The sequence below is a fragment of the Mycolicibacterium chengduense genome, assembly GCF_033741155.1.
Classification (GTDB): Bacteria; Actinomycetota; Actinomycetes; order Mycobacteriales; family Mycobacteriaceae; genus Mycobacterium.
Window position 1 is genome coordinate 194,217 of sequence record NZ_JAWQNH010000003.1, and the last position, 15,755, is coordinate 209,971.

Annotated in this window: 12 protein-coding genes; 8 read left to right on the forward strand and 4 right to left on the reverse strand. The window is 68.3% G+C overall.

Translation table 11 applies throughout. The features are described 5' to 3' along the window. The first annotated feature begins 5 nt into the window (after positions 1-5). The 5 genes from SBI67_RS11335 (at position 6) to SBI67_RS11355 (ending at position 7,415) form a co-directional block, all read left to right on the forward strand. Positions 6-1,472: a condensation domain-containing protein gene (locus tag SBI67_RS11335; RefSeq protein WP_318980660.1), complete on the forward strand. Its 1,467-nt coding sequence runs from the start codon at positions 6-8 to the stop codon at positions 1,470-1,472. 113 nt (positions 1,473-1,585) lie between these two features. Further along, entirely contained in the window at positions 1,586-2,911 is a 1,326-nt protein-coding gene (locus SBI67_RS11340) for a hypothetical protein (RefSeq protein ID WP_318980661.1), read from the forward strand. Between the two features lie 11 nt (positions 2,912-2,922). After that, on the forward strand, positions 2,923-4,272 hold the full coding sequence (locus SBI67_RS11345; RefSeq protein ID WP_318980662.1) for a molecular chaperone TorD family protein: 1,350 nt from the start codon (positions 2,923-2,925) through the stop codon (positions 4,270-4,272). Positions 4,273-4,307: 35 nt separating this feature from the next. Continuing rightward, a complete protein-coding gene (locus SBI67_RS11350; RefSeq protein WP_318980663.1) occupies positions 4,308-6,065 on the forward strand; it encodes an AMP-binding protein in 1,758 nt (585 codons plus the stop codon). A gap of 9 nt (positions 6,066-6,074) precedes the next feature. After that, a complete protein-coding gene (locus tag SBI67_RS11355; protein WP_318980664.1) occupies positions 6,075-7,415 on the forward strand; it encodes a hypothetical protein in 1,341 nt (446 codons plus the stop codon). Position 7,416: 1 nt separating this feature from the next. Here the strand turns inward: SBI67_RS11355 and SBI67_RS11360 are convergent, their stop codons facing one another. Genes SBI67_RS11360 through SBI67_RS11370 form a run of 3 tightly spaced genes read right to left on the reverse strand, consistent with a single transcriptional unit; the run spans position 7,417 to position 9,880 of the window. Further along, positions 7,417-8,664 (reverse strand): glycosyltransferase, encoded by a 1,248-nt coding sequence (locus SBI67_RS11360; protein WP_318980665.1) that lies wholly within the window; start codon positions 8,662-8,664, stop codon positions 7,417-7,419. Positions 8,665-8,710: 46 nt separating this feature from the next. After that, positions 8,711-9,445, reverse strand: a complete 735-nt coding sequence (locus tag SBI67_RS11365; RefSeq protein ID WP_318980666.1) for a hypothetical protein — start codon at positions 9,443-9,445, stop codon at positions 8,711-8,713. A gap of 45 nt (positions 9,446-9,490) precedes the next feature. Beyond that, positions 9,491-9,880: an XRE family transcriptional regulator gene (locus tag SBI67_RS11370; protein ID WP_318980667.1), complete on the reverse strand. Its 390-nt coding sequence runs from the start codon at positions 9,878-9,880 to the stop codon at positions 9,491-9,493. 134 nt (positions 9,881-10,014) lie between these two features. Between SBI67_RS11370 and SBI67_RS11375 the strand changes: the two genes are divergently transcribed. Next, entirely contained in the window at positions 10,015-10,677 is a 663-nt protein-coding gene (locus SBI67_RS11375) for a hypothetical protein (RefSeq protein WP_318980668.1), read from the forward strand. 237 nt (positions 10,678-10,914) lie between these two features. After that, positions 10,915-14,052 carry an isoleucine--tRNA ligase gene (ileS, locus tag SBI67_RS11380; RefSeq protein ID WP_318980669.1) on the forward strand — a complete coding sequence of 1,046 codons (3,138 nt, stop codon included), beginning with the start codon at positions 10,915-10,917 and terminating at the stop codon, positions 14,050-14,052. Positions 14,053-14,070: 18 nt separating this feature from the next. On the opposite strand, the gene SBI67_RS11385 is transcribed toward ileS, so the two are convergent. Continuing rightward, positions 14,071-14,283, reverse strand: a complete 213-nt coding sequence (locus tag SBI67_RS11385) for an RNA-binding S4 domain-containing protein (RefSeq protein WP_318980670.1) — start codon at positions 14,281-14,283, stop codon at positions 14,071-14,073. A 56-nt stretch (positions 14,284-14,339) separates the two neighbouring features. On the opposite strand from SBI67_RS11385, the gene SBI67_RS11390 reads away from it, so the two are divergent. Continuing rightward, on the forward strand, positions 14,340-15,716 hold the full coding sequence (locus SBI67_RS11390; protein WP_318980671.1) for a DNA polymerase IV: 1,377 nt from the start codon (positions 14,340-14,342) through the stop codon (positions 15,714-15,716). The last annotated feature ends 39 nt before the right edge of the window (positions 15,717-15,755 follow it).

Below are 15,755 nucleotides of genomic sequence, written 5' to 3' on the forward strand. Positions count from 1 at the left end.
AATAAGTGGTTGCGATGAAGCCGCTCCAGGAGTGGATCGGTGAACCCGGTGTGGTGATCTCGTGGCATCCGTCCCGTGCCTCGCTCGCCAAGGTGCGCGAGGCCCCGGTCAGCGATGTTCCGACCAGCTATCAGCAGGAACAGCACCTGCTCAACTACCGCAAGCACGTGGCCGAGGGCACCGACATGGCCAGGCTCATCATCCCCGGCTGGGACGTCCCCGGACAGTGCGACGTGCGAGCGATGACGCATGTGATCAATGCCTACCTGCGCCGGCACGACACGTTCCACAGCTGGTTCGAGTTCGCCGGTTCCGACGACGACCCGGCCGCCGGCGAGATCATCCGGCATACGGTGACCAACCCGCGCGATATCAAGTTCGTGGCCAACGAGCACGGCGAGATGACCGCCGCGCAGTGGCGTGAACACGTGATGTCCACCCCGGACCCGTGGCAGTGGGATTGCTTCCACGTCGGCGTCATCCAGCGGGCCGACCATTTCACCATCTATCTCAGCGTCGACCACGTGCACACCGACGCCATGTTCATCGGCCTGGCGTTCGTCGAGATCCACATGATGTACGACGCGCTGGTGCGCGGGGAGGCGCCGCTGCAGCTGCCCGAGGCAGGCAGCTACGCCGAGTACTGCGTCGCCCAGCGCGCCTACACGGCCGGTCTCACCACCCAGTCCGACGAGGTGCGCGGGTGGATCGACTTCCTGGAACTCAACGGTGGGACCCTGCCCGGCTTCTCCCTGCCGTTGGGAGATCCGTCCCAGCCGCAGACCGGTGATGTCATCACCGTGCAGCTGCTCGACGAGGCCCAGACCGACAAGTTCGAGGCCGCCTGCACCGCGGCGGGCGTGCGGTTCAGCGGCGGGGTGTTCGCGTGTGGCGCGCTGGCGCACACGGCGCTGACGGGACAGGACACCTACTCGGTGATCACCCCGACCACCACCCGGCGCACCCAGGCCGACTTCATGACCACGGGCTGGTTCACCGGTCTGGTACCCATCGCCGTCCCGGTGGACGTGGCGTCGTTCGCCGACACCGCCCAGGCCGCCCAGGCGTCCTTCGACGGTGGCATGGATCTGGCGCAGGTCCCCTTCGAACGGGTGCTGGAACTGGCCGCCGATGAGGGGGTCGACGGCGTGCGCGCCCCGGATCCCGGTGTGCCGATGCTGTCGTTCATCGATGTCGGCATGCTGCTGCCCGGTGTCATCGAACACTTCCAGAGCCTGGGCGGCCGGATCTACAGCGATCCGCGGTCGGCCTACCAGGTGGGCATGTGGGTGAACCGGGCGGAGAAGGAGACGACCGTGACCGTCGCCTTCCCGAACAACTCGATCGCCCGCGAGTCGGTGCTGCGGTATGTGGAAGCGATGCGTGAGGTCTACCTGCGGGTGATCGACGGTCAGGTCCCGGTCGAGTCCTTCGGCGCGGCCGAGACCGATCTCGACCTCAAGACCGCCTGATCGTATTTCGCATGGGAGGTGACGGTGCGATGACGCGTGCCACCACAACTTCAACTTCTACCCCCACGGGCTCTGCGAGTCAGAAACGGCTGGACGGCGCCAGACCGGACAATGTGCTCACGTTCACCGACCAGGTGATGTTCCTCGCCCTGCGCGCCACCGGCGCCGAGGCGGTGGCGCAGGCCAACTGGATCTACGAGCACCCCATCGACTACGACGGATTGCAAACGTTCTTCGAGAACGTCGGCTACGGGCTGATGGGCCGTTGCATCGAACCGTCGCCGTTGCCGTTCGGGCGGCATCGCTGGGTGACGGTGCCCGGACCGCAACGGGAGCTGGACATCGCCGATCCGCGTCCCCGGTCCGAACTCGCCGACTGGGTGGACGAACGCACGGCGATGCCACTGGATCCCGAGCACGGCCCGAGCTGGCATATGGGTGTGCTGCCGATGACCGACGGCGCAACCGCGGTGTGCTTGACGGCCTCGCACTGCACCGGCGACGGCAGTGCCGGCGTGCTGGCCCTGCTGGAGGCCGCCCACGCGGCCCGCGTCGACCACGGCTTCGGCCCGCCGCACGCGCGGACCCGCAAGCAGGCGATCCTGGAGGACCTGCGAATCACGGCCCGCGGGCTGCCGGAACTGGGCCGCACCCTGGTCACCGCGGCCAAGCTCGCCTACGCGAACCGCCATGACATCTCGCGCTCCAGCGCCGTTCGGGTGGCCAAACCGACCGGCCCCGACCATCTGGTGAACGTGCCGACCCTGACCTTGTTCGTCCCCACCGACGAATGGGACGGTCGCGCGAAAGCCCTTGGCGGGAACAGTTATTCGCTGGTAGCCGGTTTTGCCGCCAAACTGTCCGAGCGCCTGGGCCGGCACCGGGCCGAGGACGGACTGGTCACGCTGAACGTGCCGCAGGCCGACCGTGAGTTCGGCGACACCCGCGCCAACGCGGTGCTGCTGGCCGACGTGGTGGTCGATCCCCGCAAGGTGACCACGGACCTCTCGGAAGCCCGTGCGGCGCTGAAGGCGGGGATCAGCGGTGCCCGCGAGACACCCGACGAGATGCTGCAGTTGCTGCCGCTGGTGCCGTGGGTGCCCAAACGCGCGGTGCACGCGGTGGCCGATGTGGTGTTCGGCTTCTCCGCGGACATGCCGGTATCCTGCTCCAACATGGGCGATCTGCCGCCAGATGTCGCGCTGGCGGACGGTACCCCGGCCGAGTACATGTTCTTCCGGGGCGTCGATCGCACCATCACTCGGCATTCGCTGGAGAAGCGCGGCGGCCTGCTCACCGTGGTAGCTCTGCGGATCAACGGCAAGATCGCCCTCAGCGTGGTCGGATACAAGCCCGGTGCGGAGAACACCAAGCCGTGGCTGCGGGAACTGATCACGGGCACGCTCGCGGAATTCGGGCTGTCCGGGCACATCGAGTGACGGAGGCACAGATGGACAATCGCCTCGCGCTGTTCGACGAGGGCATGGTGCGGTCGCTGAACGCCACGGGCCGGATGCAGACGATCCAGTGCGTCTGGGTGTACGAGCGGCCGATCGATATGGAGGGCGTGCGGCGGTTCCACCGCAACTTCGGCTACGGCATGGCCGGCCGGCGTATCGAACGCTCGCCGCTGCCGTTCGCCCGGTACCGATGGGTGTCCACCCCCGGACCGGCATCGCCGCTGGAGGTCGCCGAGACCCCGATCCCGCGCGATGCGCTCAACGACTGGATCGACTTCCGGTCCCAGATCCACGTCGACGCCGAGGACGGACCCGGCTGGCATATCGCGGTGCAGCCGCTGGACGACGGTGCCACGGCGGTGTGCGTGGTCGGCACCCACTGCCTCGGCGACGGTGTCGGCGCGGCGTTGGCCGTGTGGGCCGCCGTCATCGGCACCAAGATCGACATCGGCTACCCGCCGCCGTTCTCCCGGCCCACCGGGCGGGCGATTCTGGCCGACCTGCGCGAGACCGCACGCGAGCTGCCGCAGGCCGCCCGGGCCGCCGCCAAGCTGGTCAAACTGGTGCGGTCCGGAGCCAAGGAGGCCAAAGCGGCCGGCGGCGCGCCGACCGGGACCACACCGGCCAAGCCGACGTTCGACGGCCCTGACGAACCCGTCGTGATGCCGTGGGCCTCGGTATGGATCGACCCCCAGCTGTGGGACGAGCGGGCCCGCGCGCTGGGCGGCAACACCTATGCGCTGCTGGCCGGTATCGCGGCCCGGCTGGGGGAGCGCACGGGCCGTACCGGCGCCGACGGCGAGGTGACCCTGCTGATTGCGATGGCCGATCGCGGCGACAAGGACTTCCGCGCCAACGCGATGTCGCTGACCAGCGTCAAGGTGGATCCCACCCCGGTGACCAAGGACCTGACCGCCACCCGCGCCGCGGTGCGCGAGGCCATCAAGAACACCAAGGAGACGCCCAACCCGCTGCTCGACGTGCTACCGCTGGTGCCGTTGCTGCCGCGCAAGGCGGTGCGGCTGCTGGCCGACACCATCGTGGGCGCTGACGACCTGCCCGTCACGTGTTCCAATGTCGGGATGATGCCCGAGGAGCTGACCTCGGTGGACGGCACGCCCGCCGACTTCACCGTGTTCAGAGGGGTCGACCAGGGGCTCACGCGGCGCTTCCTGGAGCACGCCGGTGGCCAGCTGGTTGTGGTTTCCGTGCTGGTAGGTGGCAAAATCAACATCGGCGTCGAGGCGTATCAGCCCGGCGCCGAAAACTCGAAGGCGCGTTTGCGGGAGTTGGTCGCCGAGACGCTGGCCGAATTCGAACTCACCGGCGAGATCAGGTAGCAGTACACCGTGATGACTGATAAAGGTTGATGTCCATGACACAGAGTTCCCTCGTCGGTGTGCTGCGCGAACGCGCCAGCCTGCAGCCGGACGACCTGGCGTACACCTACCTGAACTACGAGGTTGACCCCGAGGGCGTCGCGATCAGCCTGACCTGGGCGCAGCTGTACCGCAAGGTGCACAGCCTGGCCTGGGAGCTCCGTCAGATCGCCGAGATCGGCGACCGCGCCGTCATCGTCGCCCCGCAGGGCCTGGAATATGTCATCGCCTTCCTTGCCACGCTGCAGGCCGGGCTGATCGGTGTTCCGCTGTCGGTGCCGCAGGCAGGTAAGGGCGGCCGGCACGACGAGCGCATCGCGGCCGTCATCGCCGACTCGGACCCGACCATCCTGCTGACCACGTCGCCGGTCACCGAGTCGCTCACCGCGTACGCCGTCGCCTCGGCGGATCGACCAGCCCCGGTCATCGTCGAGGTGGACAAGCTCGACCTCGACGAGCGGCGCAAGAACCTGAAGTCCCGCGAGGAGTTCCCGGAGACCGCCTACCTGCAGTACACCTCCGGGTCCACCCGCACGCCGGCCGGCGTGATGGTCACCAACGCCAACGTGTCCGCGAACTTCGAGCAGTTCGTGTACGACCAGTTCGGGGCGTTCGGACACATTGCGCCCGCGGGCACGACGGTGGCGATCTGGCTGCCGTTCTACCACGATATGGGCCTGCTCTTCGGGATCGGCTATCCCATCCTGGGCGGCTGGCACACCGTGTTCACCACCCCGATGGCGTTCACGGCCAAGCCGGCCCGCTGGGTGCAGATGATGGCGAGCTACCCGAATGTGCTGACCGCCGGCCCCAACTTCGCCTTCGAACTGGCCGCGGGCCGCACCACCGACGAGGATATGGCCGGATTGGACCTCGGCGGGGTGGCCGCCCTGGTCAGCGGTGCCGAGCGGGTGCACGAGGCCACGCTGCGCCGCTTCGCGAAACGGTTCGCCAAGTTCAACTTCAACCCCGAGGTGCTCAAGCCGTCCTACGGCCTGGCCGAGGCCACCCTCTACGTCGCCACCCGTGCGGCCGGCAGTCCTCCGGTGGTGGTCGCCTTCGACTCCGACAAGCTGGCCGCCGGGCACGCGGAGCGCTGCGCACTGGAGGACGGCACCGCACTGGTCAGCTACGGCACCGAGACCACACCGCTGGTCCGGATCGTGGATCCCGAAACCGGCGTGGAATGCCCGGCCGGCATCATCGGCGAGATCTGGACCTACGGCGAGAACAACTGCGTGGGTTACTGGCGCAAGCCGGAGCAGACCGAGCGGGTGTTCAAGGCCATGATCGTCGAGCCCAGCGAAGGCACGCCTGCCGGTCCGTGGCTGCGCACCGGTGATCTCGGGGTCATCTCCGAGGGCGACCTGTTCATCATCGGCCGGATCAAGGACCTGCTGATCGTGCGCGGCCGCAACCACTACCCGGACGATATCGAGTCGACCATCACCGAGATCACCGGTGGCCGGGTGGCCGCGTTCTCCGTCGAGGAGGACCGCACCGAGCAACTGGTGGCGTTCATCGAGATCAAGAACCGCAACGGCGAGTTCACCGATGAGCGGCTCGAGGCGCTCAAAAACGATGTGGCGACGGCGGTTTCGGAGAACCACGGGATCAGTGCGGCGGACCTGGTGCTGGTGCCCAGCGGCTCGATCCCGTTGACCACCAGCGGTAAGGTACGCCGCTCCTCGTGCGCCGAGCAGTATCGCAATCGGGAGTTCACCCGGGTCGACGACAAAGTGCAGTCGGCCTAGGCCGGCGCCGTGGCAGAGCCCGACAACACCCTCGCCTATATCGATCAGGCGTCGTTCCACGGTCTGCAGGCGTTGGGCCGCGGGCCGATCATGCAGTACATCTGGATCTACCGGCGGCCGGTGGACATGGAGGGACTGCGGCGATTCCACCGCAATCTGGCCGGTGGCCTGCTGGGGCGGCGCATCGAACGCTCGCCGCTGCCGATCGGCAGGCACCGCTGGGTGGCCGCGCCGGGCCCGGCCGGGATCGACCTCGCCTCGGCCGAACGCTCCAGCGCGCAGGTGTGGGATTTCCTGGACGAGCACGTCGCGCTGCCGGTGGATCCGGGTGCCGGTCCGTCGTGGCGCCTCGGCCTGCAGCCGCTGACCGACGGCGGTGCCGCGGTGAGCCTGATCGCGTCGCATTCGGTGGCCGACGGGCAGGGCTTCACGATCGCGGTCACGGATGCGGTCAACGGGGTGGATCGCGGGCTCGGCTATCCGCCACCCGGCTCCCGGACCCGGTCACGGGCGCTGCGTGAGGACGCCCGGGCCGTGTTTCGGGCCGTGCCGTCCATGGGGCGGGCGGTCGCGGCCACGGTCGCGGTGGCTCGCAGCGAGCGCGCCGACCTGGCCACCTCGTTCCAGACCATGTCGGCACCGCCGCAGACCGGTGACGACCGCCCGGTGGTGGCGCCCAACGTGTCGGCCTTCATCGATATCACCGAATGGGATCGCATCGCGAAATCACTTGGCGGTACCAGTAATTCGTTGTTCGCAGGCTTGGCTGCCCGGCTCGGTGCCCGGCGGGGCCGGCTGGGCGCCGACGGCTTGGTCACCCTGTCCTGGCCGGTGAGCGAACGGACGCCGGGGGACACCCGGGCCAACGCGCTGATCGCCACCCAGATGACGGCCGACCCGGCCGTGGTGACCCGTGACCTGGCCGGGGTGCGGGTGGCCATGAAGCAGGCGCTGTCGGAGTCCGCGGAGATGTCGGCCAAGCTGATGGGGCCGCTGCCGCTCACCCCGCTCACCCCGAAGGTGCTGGTACGCAGGCTGGAGGCCATGGTCGTGTCGGTCAACAGCCCCATCGGATGCTCGAACATGGGCGACCTGGATCCCGCGGTCAACCGGCCGGATGGCACCGACGCCGACCACCTGTCGCTGCGGCTGCTGGAGCCGCGGATCACCTCGCGCGAACTCAACCAGATGAACGGCTATCTAGGGTTGGTGTCGGGCCGGGTGCACGGCCGGGTGTTCGTCGCGGCGGGCGGCTGGACCGCCGGCGGGGACAATTCCCGGGCCGCGATGCGGGCCGCGCTGGCCGGCGCGCTGGACGATTTCGGGCTGCCGGCCCACTTCGAGGTCTGAGTCAGCCGGCCTGCACCGCGCGGGACGCGTGCTCGATGAGGTCGGCCGCCGTGGCAACGCTCTGCGCCGGGGTGGTCATGCCCGCGGCGAAGTCGCGGGCGCGGCGCGCGACGTCGGGATCCAGCACGGCGCGCAGCGCGGTGGTGAGCGACTTCTTCGTCATCGAGGTAAAGCGTTGCGAGGTACCGATTCTCAGCTTGCGCACCGCGCGGGCCCACACCGGCTGATCGGCGGACACCCACAGCACCAGGGTGGGCACCCCGGCGCGGGCACCGGCGGCGGTGGTGCCGGCGCCGCCGTGGTGCACCACCGCGCGGCAGGCCGGAAAGACCGCCGAATGGTTGACCGCGCCGACCAGCTTGACGTGGTCGGCCTCGGGCAGCTGGTCGAGTTCCCAGACGCCCGCGCTGATCAGCGCCCGCTCGCCGAGTTCGGCACATACGTCGGTGATCATCGCCACCGCATCGGCGGGCGAGCGCACCGGCATGCTCCCGAAACCGAAGTAGATCGGTGGGGTGCCCGCGCCGATCCAGGACATCACCTCGTCGTCGACGGCGGTCTCCAATTGCAGGGTGATACCGCCGACCAGGGGGCGGCTGCCGCCCCACTCCTGGTCAAGGCCGGGAAAGAAGGTGGGATCGTAGGCCTGGATCTCCAAGGCGCCGGCCGCCACGATCCGTTTCGCGGACCGGATGGTGGTGGCCGGCAGCCCGAGGGTGCGGCGCTGGGCATCCTCGGCGGACTTGCCCAGCCGCCACAAGGCCCATTCGCCCACCGCGAAACCCGGTTTGATGGCCCACGACGGCAACGGGAGCGGCAGCAGGTGACTGTTCGGACGGGCCGGAAAATAGTGCAGGGCGGCCATCGGGATGTCGTAGTGCTCCGCGACGTTGGCGGCGACCTCCTGATAGGTGGTGCCGGTCAGGATGATGTCGGCATCGGCGGCCAGGTCGGTGAGCGTGGCATTCATATCAGCCCAGCCGTCGGTGTAGTAGGCGATACCGTCGCGGATCGCGGCGACGGGGTTCTTCACCTTCCAATAGTTCTGGAAGGCCTCGCTTTCCACCTGCTTCTGGGAGTCCACCCCGTAGGCGGCCGCCGGCCCGAGACCGACCGATTCGACGAATCCGATGAGGTTGGGCGGGACAGCGAGTTTCACCTCGTGGCCGCGCGTGCGCAGTTCGCGGGCGACCGCGGCGCAGGGCTCGACGTCACCACGCGTGCCGTGTACGGCCACAACGATTCTCATGAGGCGCAAGTCTATTCGGCCGATGGGTCGGTCAGCCGACCGGACGTCAGCGTCCGGCCTTGGTGAACCACTTCGTCTTGACCTGCCAGGAGTACGCCGAGGTGAGCGCGAAACCGGCGGCGCACCCGCAGGCGCCGATCCACACCAGCGTGCCGCCGTCCCAGATCTGCAGCGGTACGACGTAGGCGGTGACGATCCGGACGGCGCAGGCCAGAATCCCGCTGACCGAGGCCGCCAGGTACACGGTGGCGATCTTGCGCGACTTGGGGTCCTTGCGCAGCACCAGCAGGGCACGGACGCCGTAGCTGAGCAAGTAGATGAGCATGCCGCAGACCATCAGCCAGTACAGGCTGAGCCAGAAGTCGGTGGGCACCTCGAAGAAATCGGGACGGTACACGGTGGCGCCGTTGCCCAGCGAGAAGGCGGCCAGCATCAGCGGGATGCACAGCGTGGCCGGCCGTTCGATGTACTGCTTGAAGGCACGCTGCAGGGAGTGGTCGTCCTGCAGCCGGCCGACGGCGTTGTAGACGATTGCGGACGCGGCGACGATATAGCAGTCGTGGCCGATGTAGTCCTCGAGATTCCACATGCCGGTCATACTGTGCAGCAGCTTGCCGACGGTTTCGGAGGCCAGCGGCGACATCAGCAGCACCGCCATGCCCTGCAGGGCGATGTTCAGCGTCGCGGCAACTTCCCAGCGGCTCGACCAGGTGACGCGACGGATCCACAAGCTCCACGCAATACACACCAAAGTGATGGCAATGAGTACGGTGAGTTGCATCTGTGGTGGCCTTCGAGCTGGGAACCGGTCAGCAAATACTACTGCCTACAGGGGCGGCGCGTCGCTACGTGGCGACAATTCGGAAAGTCGCGGCGTGCGGGTTTGTCGCCGGATGGCGGTGTCTGTTCGGACGTCCTCGCGCACCGCCTCCTTCACGGCGGTGACGGTGAAGGGCGTGGACTCGATGTAGTTCCACACCTCTTGGCGGCTCATGAGGCCGAAGCGAATTTGCAGATCCGGATAACTCAGTGAAAAACGGTCCGCGACCTGGCGCAGCTCCTCGGCGTCGGGGTAGCTGGCCTCCTTGATGCGTCGGTAATACGTGCTGCTGGAGATGCCCAGCGCGTCGTAGATGTCCTTGGCTTCGACGTCACCGTCGAGCAGGTAATCCAGCAACGCCTTCAGTTGGCGACCGTTCTCATCGGTACGAGGCACCCGTTCACCATAACGGCATCCCGTCAATGGGCGCTAGCAACCATTTTTCGGACAGTGAATTCTTAATTGACACTGCCGTCACAGTTTAGGGAGTCGTGTCCCATTTATGGGACACAGGCCGTAGTCTGGTGCACATGGTTGCTCCACTTTTCACAGACCACGTCGGCACCGGCGAATTCGCCCCTTCTCCTGCCGCCGTCCCGCTCGACGTGGTTGCCGTCGGCTCGGCCGTCACACCGACGCTGACCGACTACGACGCCGAGGGTGCTCCGCTGCCGGATGACCTCGGTCGGCTGGCGGCGCCGTTGTCCCAGCTGCTCAGCGATGAACTCGACGGCGCCAGCCGACATCTCGGCGTGCCCGTCGAGGTCATCCTGCTCGCCGCGCTGGGGCGGACGGTGCAGCGCACCGCCGGTGCTGGCGTGCTGGCCGTGGACTTCATGGTGGAGGGCGCCGCCACGCGCTACGGCGTTGGCGTGCCGTGTGTCGCCCCCGCCGAGGTCGATGCCACCGAACTGCTGACGGCGGTGCGTGCGGCGATCGCCGACGGCAGGTGGTCCGGTGCCGAGGTGGCGTTCAGCTACACCGGCTCGGGCTCAGCGACCGACATCATCCCCGGCCTGGGCCACGCGCTTGAGCTACGGGCCTACCGCGACGCCGGCGTGGTTGCGCTGGACTGGTGGTACGACACCCGGCGGTTCGAGGCCTACACCGTGGAGGAGCTCACCGAGCAGTTCGCGCTGGCGCTGATCGAGGTCACCTCCGAGGCGGTTCCCACCGCCCGCGAGGTCGCCTGATCGCACCTGGCGCTAAACTCGCTGCCAACGGCGTCGATCCGGCCATCACCGGGGAGCCTTCGGAAGAAACGCCGTCAGGACGCGATCCTGCTGCCGAGTAGAACCGAACGGGTGGGCCCGTCATCGCCCGTATCGAGTGGCGCACCGTCGGTGCGCAAGCGGGGTGGTACCGCGGCGCTCGCGCACCTGCGCGGCGATCGTCCCCGTGCCTGACGTATTTGGCACAGGAGACATGTCGTGGCCACCTACCCGAAACCGGCGGGCGGATCGCCCAACTTCCCCGCGCTGGAAGGCGACGTCCTGAAGTTCTGGGCCGCCGACGACACCTTCCGGGCCAGCATCGAACGGCGTGACGGGGCTCCCGAGTACGTCTTCTACGACGGCCCGCCGTTCGCCAACGGGCTGCCGCACTACGGCCACCTGCTCACCGGCTACGTCAAGGACATCGTCCCGCGTTATCGCACCATGCGCGGCTACAAGGTGGACCGCCGATTCGGCTGGGACACCCACGGTCTGCCCGCCGAACTCGAGGTGCAGCGCCAGCTCGGCATCGCCGACAAGGCCCAGATCGAGCAGATGGGCATCGAGAAGTTCAACGACGCCTGCCGCGCATCGGTGCTCAAATACTCCGACGAGTGGCGCGCGTATGTGACCCGGCAGGCCCGCTGGGTCGATTTCGACAACGACTACAAAACCCTGGATCTGGGCTTCATGGAGTCGGTGATCTGGGCGTTCAAACAGCTGTGGGACAAAGGCCTGGCGTACGAGGGCAACCGGGTGCTGCCGTACTGCTGGAATGACGAGACGCCGCTGTCCAACCATGAACTGCGGATGGACGATGATGTCTATCAGAGCCGGCAGGACCCGGCGCTCACGGTCGGGTTCAAGGCCACCGACGGCCCGGTCGCGGGCAACTACCTGCTGATCTGGACCACCACGCCGTGGACGCTGCCGTCCAACCAGGCCGTCGCGGTCAACCCCGAGATCAGCTACGTCGTGGTGGAAGGCCCGGACGGGCACCGCTACGTGCTGGCGGAGCCCCGGCTGGCCGCCTACGCCCGCGAACTCGGCGAGGAGCCGGTGGTGGTCGGCAGCTTCACCGGCGCTGAACTGGTCGGCACGCACTACACCCCGCCGTTCCCGTACTTCGCCGACGCCGTCAACTCGTTCCAGGTGCTGGCCGCCGATTTCGTGAGCACCGATGACGGCACCGGCATCGTGCACATGGCCCCGGCTTATGGCGAAGACGACAAGGCCACCGCCGACACCGCCGATATCGTCGCGGTCACCCCGGTGGACTCCAAGGGCCGGTTCGACGCCACCGTGCCCGATTACGCCGGACAGCACGTGTTCGAGGCCAACGCGCAGATCATCCGCGATCTGAAGAACGGCACCGGGTCGGCCGGCGTGAACGGCGCCGTCCTGTTCCGCCACGAGACCTACGAGCACTCCTACCCGCACTGCTGGCGCTGCCGCAACCCGCTGATCTACCGCGCGGTGTCGTCCTGGTTCATCAAGGTCACCGAGTTCCGGGACCGCATGGTGGAACTCAATCAGCAGATCACCTGGTATCCCGAGCACGTCAAGGACGGCCAGTTCGGCAAGTGGCTGTCCAACGCCAGGGACTGGTCGGTCTCGCGAAACCGCTACTGGGGCAGTCCCATCCCGGTCTGGAAGTCCGACGACCCGGCATATCCGCGCATCGACGTGTACGGCAGCCTGGACGAGCTGGAGCGGGATTTCGGGGTGCGCCCGGACAATCTGCACCGGCCCTACATCGACGAGTTGACCCGGCCCAATCCCGACGACCCGACCGGCAAGTCCACCATGCGCCGGATCGAGGACGTGTTCGACGTGTGGTTCGACTCGGGTTCGATGCCGTACGCGCAGGTGCATTACCCGTTCGAGAACGCCGACTGGTTCGACGGTAGTGCAACGGAAACGCCGCACTTTCCCGGCGATTTCATCGTCGAGTACATCGGGCAGACCCGCGGCTGGTTCTACACCATGCATGTGCTGGCCACCGCACTCTTCGACAAGCCCGCGTTCAAAACCTGTGTGGCGCACGGCATCGTGCTGGGCAACGACGGTCAGAAGATGAGCAAGTCGCTGCGCAACTACCCGGACGTCTCCGAGGTGTTCGACCGCGACGGGTCCGACGCCATGCGCTGGTTCCTGATGGCCTCACCGATCCTGCGCGGCGGCAACCTGATCGTCACCGAGCAGGGGATCCGCGAGGGCGTGCGTCAGGTGCAGCTGCCGTTCTGGAACGCCTACTCGTTCCTCACGCTGTACGCGCCGCAGCGCGGTGTGTGGCGCACCGACTCCACCCACGTGCTGGACCGCTACATCCTGGCCAAACTGGCCGCACTGCGCGACGATCTGACGGCCTCGCTGGATGTCTGCGATATCTCCGGGGCGTGTGAGCAGCTGCGCCAGTTCACCGAGGCGCTGACCAATTGGTATGTGCGACGGTCACGTTCACGGTTCTGGGAGGAGGACGCCGAGGCCATCGACACGCTGCACACGGTGCTCGAGGTGACCGGCCGGCTGGCCGCGCCGCTGCTGCCGCTGGTGTCGGAGGTGATCTGGCGTGGGGTGACGGGGGAGCGGTCGGTGCATCTGACCGACTGGCCCGAACCCGACCTGCTGCCTGCCGATCCGGACCTGGTGGCGGCCATGGACCAGGTGCGCGAGGTGTGCTCGACGGGGTCCTCGCTGCGCAAGGCCAAGAAGCTGCGGGTGCGGTTGCCGCTGCCGAAACTGACCGTGGCGGTGGCCGATCCGGCCGCGCTGGCGCCTTTTGCCGAGCTGATCGCCGATGAGCTCAACGTCAAGGCGGTCGAGTTCACCGACGATATCGACGCCTACGGCCGGTTCGAGCTCGCCGTCAACGCCCGGGTGGCCGGTCCGCGGATCGGCAAGGATGTGCAGGCCGCCATCAAGGCGGTGAAGGCCGGTGCGGGTGTGGTCAATCCGGACGGGACGCTGACCGCCGGGCCCGCCGTGCTGCTTGAGGGTGAGTACACCGCCAAACTCGTTGCCGCCGAACCGGAGTGGACGGCTGCCCTGCCCGACGGCGCCGGGTTGGTGGTACTGGACGGGACCGTCACCCCCGAGCTGGAGGCCGAGGGCTGGGCCAAGGACCGTATCCGGGAGTTACAGGAGTTGCGCAAGGCCACCGGCCTGGACGTGTCCGACCGCATCACGGTGGTGATGGCGGTGCCGCCGCGGCTGGCCGCATGGGCGGACACGCACCGTGAGCTGATCGCCGGGGAAGTGCTGGCCACCAGCTTCGAGGTGGTCGACGCGGACGGCCTGCCCGACGGCAGCGAGATCGGTGACGGGGTGCGGGTGGCGCTGGCCAAGGCGTGATCGTCGCGCCCGTCCGGCTCAGGGCCGGGCGACCCGCGCCGCGCGGCCGGCGAAGGACACCACGTCACCGGGCTGCAACTGCCTGCCACGGCGGGTGTCCACCTCGTCGTTGACGCGGACCAGGCCGTCGGCGATCACGGACTTGGCGTCCGAGCCGGTGTCGATCAGGCCGGCCAGTTTGAGGAACTGTCCCAGGCGGATCGTCTCGTCGCGGATGGGCACATCGTCCATGGGCAGTCAGCGTAGTCACCTCCGCCGGGCGGCCACCGGTGGCTCCAGCACGTCGGATGCGACCCCTAGCATCGACGGTTGTGGAGCGCTGGGTCCTGCATCTGGATATGGACGCGTTCTTCGCGTCCGTGGAGCAGCTCACCCGGCCCACCCTGCGGGGCAGGCCGGTCCTGGTCGGCGGGCTGGGCGGGCGCGGCGTGGTGGCCGGAGCCAGTTACGAGGCCCGGGTATACGGCGCACGTTCGGCGATGCCGATGCACCAAGCCCGCCGGCTGGTCGGCTCGCCGGCGGTGGTGCTGCCGCCGCGCGGCGCGGTCTACGGGGTGGCCAGTGGCCGCGTGTTCGACACGGTGCGTTCGGTGGTGCCGGTGCTCGAGCAGCTGTCATTCGACGAGGCGTTCGGGGAGCCGGCCGAATTGGCCGGCGCGACGGCTATCGACGTCGAGAGTTTCTGCGCCGCGTTGCGTGCGAAGGTGTTGGCCGAAACCGGTCTGGTGGCATCGGTCGGCGCGGGTTCGGGCAAACAGGTCGCCAAGATCGCCTCGGGTTTGGCCAAGCCGGACGGTATCCGGGTGATCGAGCGCAGCGCCGAGCGGGCCCTGCTGGACGGACTGCCGGTGCGGCGGCTGTGGGGAATCGGGCCGGTCGCCGAGGAGAAGTTGAACCGGCTCGGCATCGAGACCATCGGCGCGTTCGCCGCGCTCACCGACGGCGAGGTCGCCGACATCCTGGGCGGCACCGTGGGTCCGGCGCTGCACCGGTTGGCGCGGGGCATCGACGACCGCCCGGTGGCCGAACGTGCCGAGGCCAAGCAGATCAGCGCCGAGTCGACGTTCGCCGAGGATCTGCGCACCCTCGACCAGCTGCGCGAGGCCGCCGGCCCGATCGGCGAACACGCGCACCGGCGACTGACCAAGGACGGCCGGGGTGCCCGCACCGTCACCGTCAAGTTGCGGAAGGCGGATATGAGCATCCTGACCCGGTCGGCCACCCTGCCGTACGCCACCACCGACGCGGCCACCCTGATCGCCACCGCCCGCCGGCTGTTGCTCGACCCCGTCGACGTCGGCCCCATACGCCTTGTCGGCGTGGGCTTTTCGGGGTTGTCGCAGGTGCAGCAGGAGTCGTTGTTCCCCGACCTCGACCAGGTGCACGACGATATCGCCGAGCACCCGGGGGCGCCGTCGGCCCCGGCGCCGTCGGTGCCCGTCCCGTGGCGCGTCGGCGACGATGTGGCACACCGGCGTTACGGGCACGGCTGGTTGCAGGGCGCCGGCCACGGGGTGATGACGGTCCGGTTCGAGACACGGGCCAGCGGGCCGGGTGTGGCCAGGACCTTCGCCGATGACGACGACGAGATCACTCGCGCCGATCCGGTGGACAGCCTGGACTGGCAGGACTACCTGGCCGGCCTCTATCAGGGCACCGAGTAACCGCGATGGGCCGCGGCCGTCCGTCGTATCGGGCGGCGC

Coding starts and splice junctions, on each gene's coding strand:
- SBI67_RS11350 (WP_318980663.1), top strand. CDS start 4,308: ATGACACAGAGTTCCCTCGTCGGTGTGCTGCGCGAACGCGCCAGCCTG.
- SBI67_RS11375 (WP_318980668.1), top strand. CDS start 10,015: ATGGTTGCTCCACTTTTCACAGACCACGTCGGCACCGGCGAATTCGCC.
- SBI67_RS11360 (WP_318980665.1), bottom strand. CDS start 8,664: ATGAGAATCGTTGTGGCCGTACACGGCACGCGTGGTGACGTCGAGCCC.
- SBI67_RS11365 (WP_318980666.1), bottom strand. CDS start 9,445: ATGCAACTCACCGTACTCATTGCCATCACTTTGGTGTGTATTGCGTGG.
- SBI67_RS11390 (WP_318980671.1), top strand. CDS start 14,340: ATGCGACCCCTAGCATCGACGGTTGTGGAGCGCTGGGTCCTGCATCTG.
- SBI67_RS11385 (WP_318980670.1), bottom strand. CDS start 14,283: ATGGACGATGTGCCCATCCGCGACGAGACGATCCGCCTGGGACAGTTC.
- SBI67_RS11345 (WP_318980662.1), top strand. CDS start 2,923: ATGGACAATCGCCTCGCGCTGTTCGACGAGGGCATGGTGCGGTCGCTG.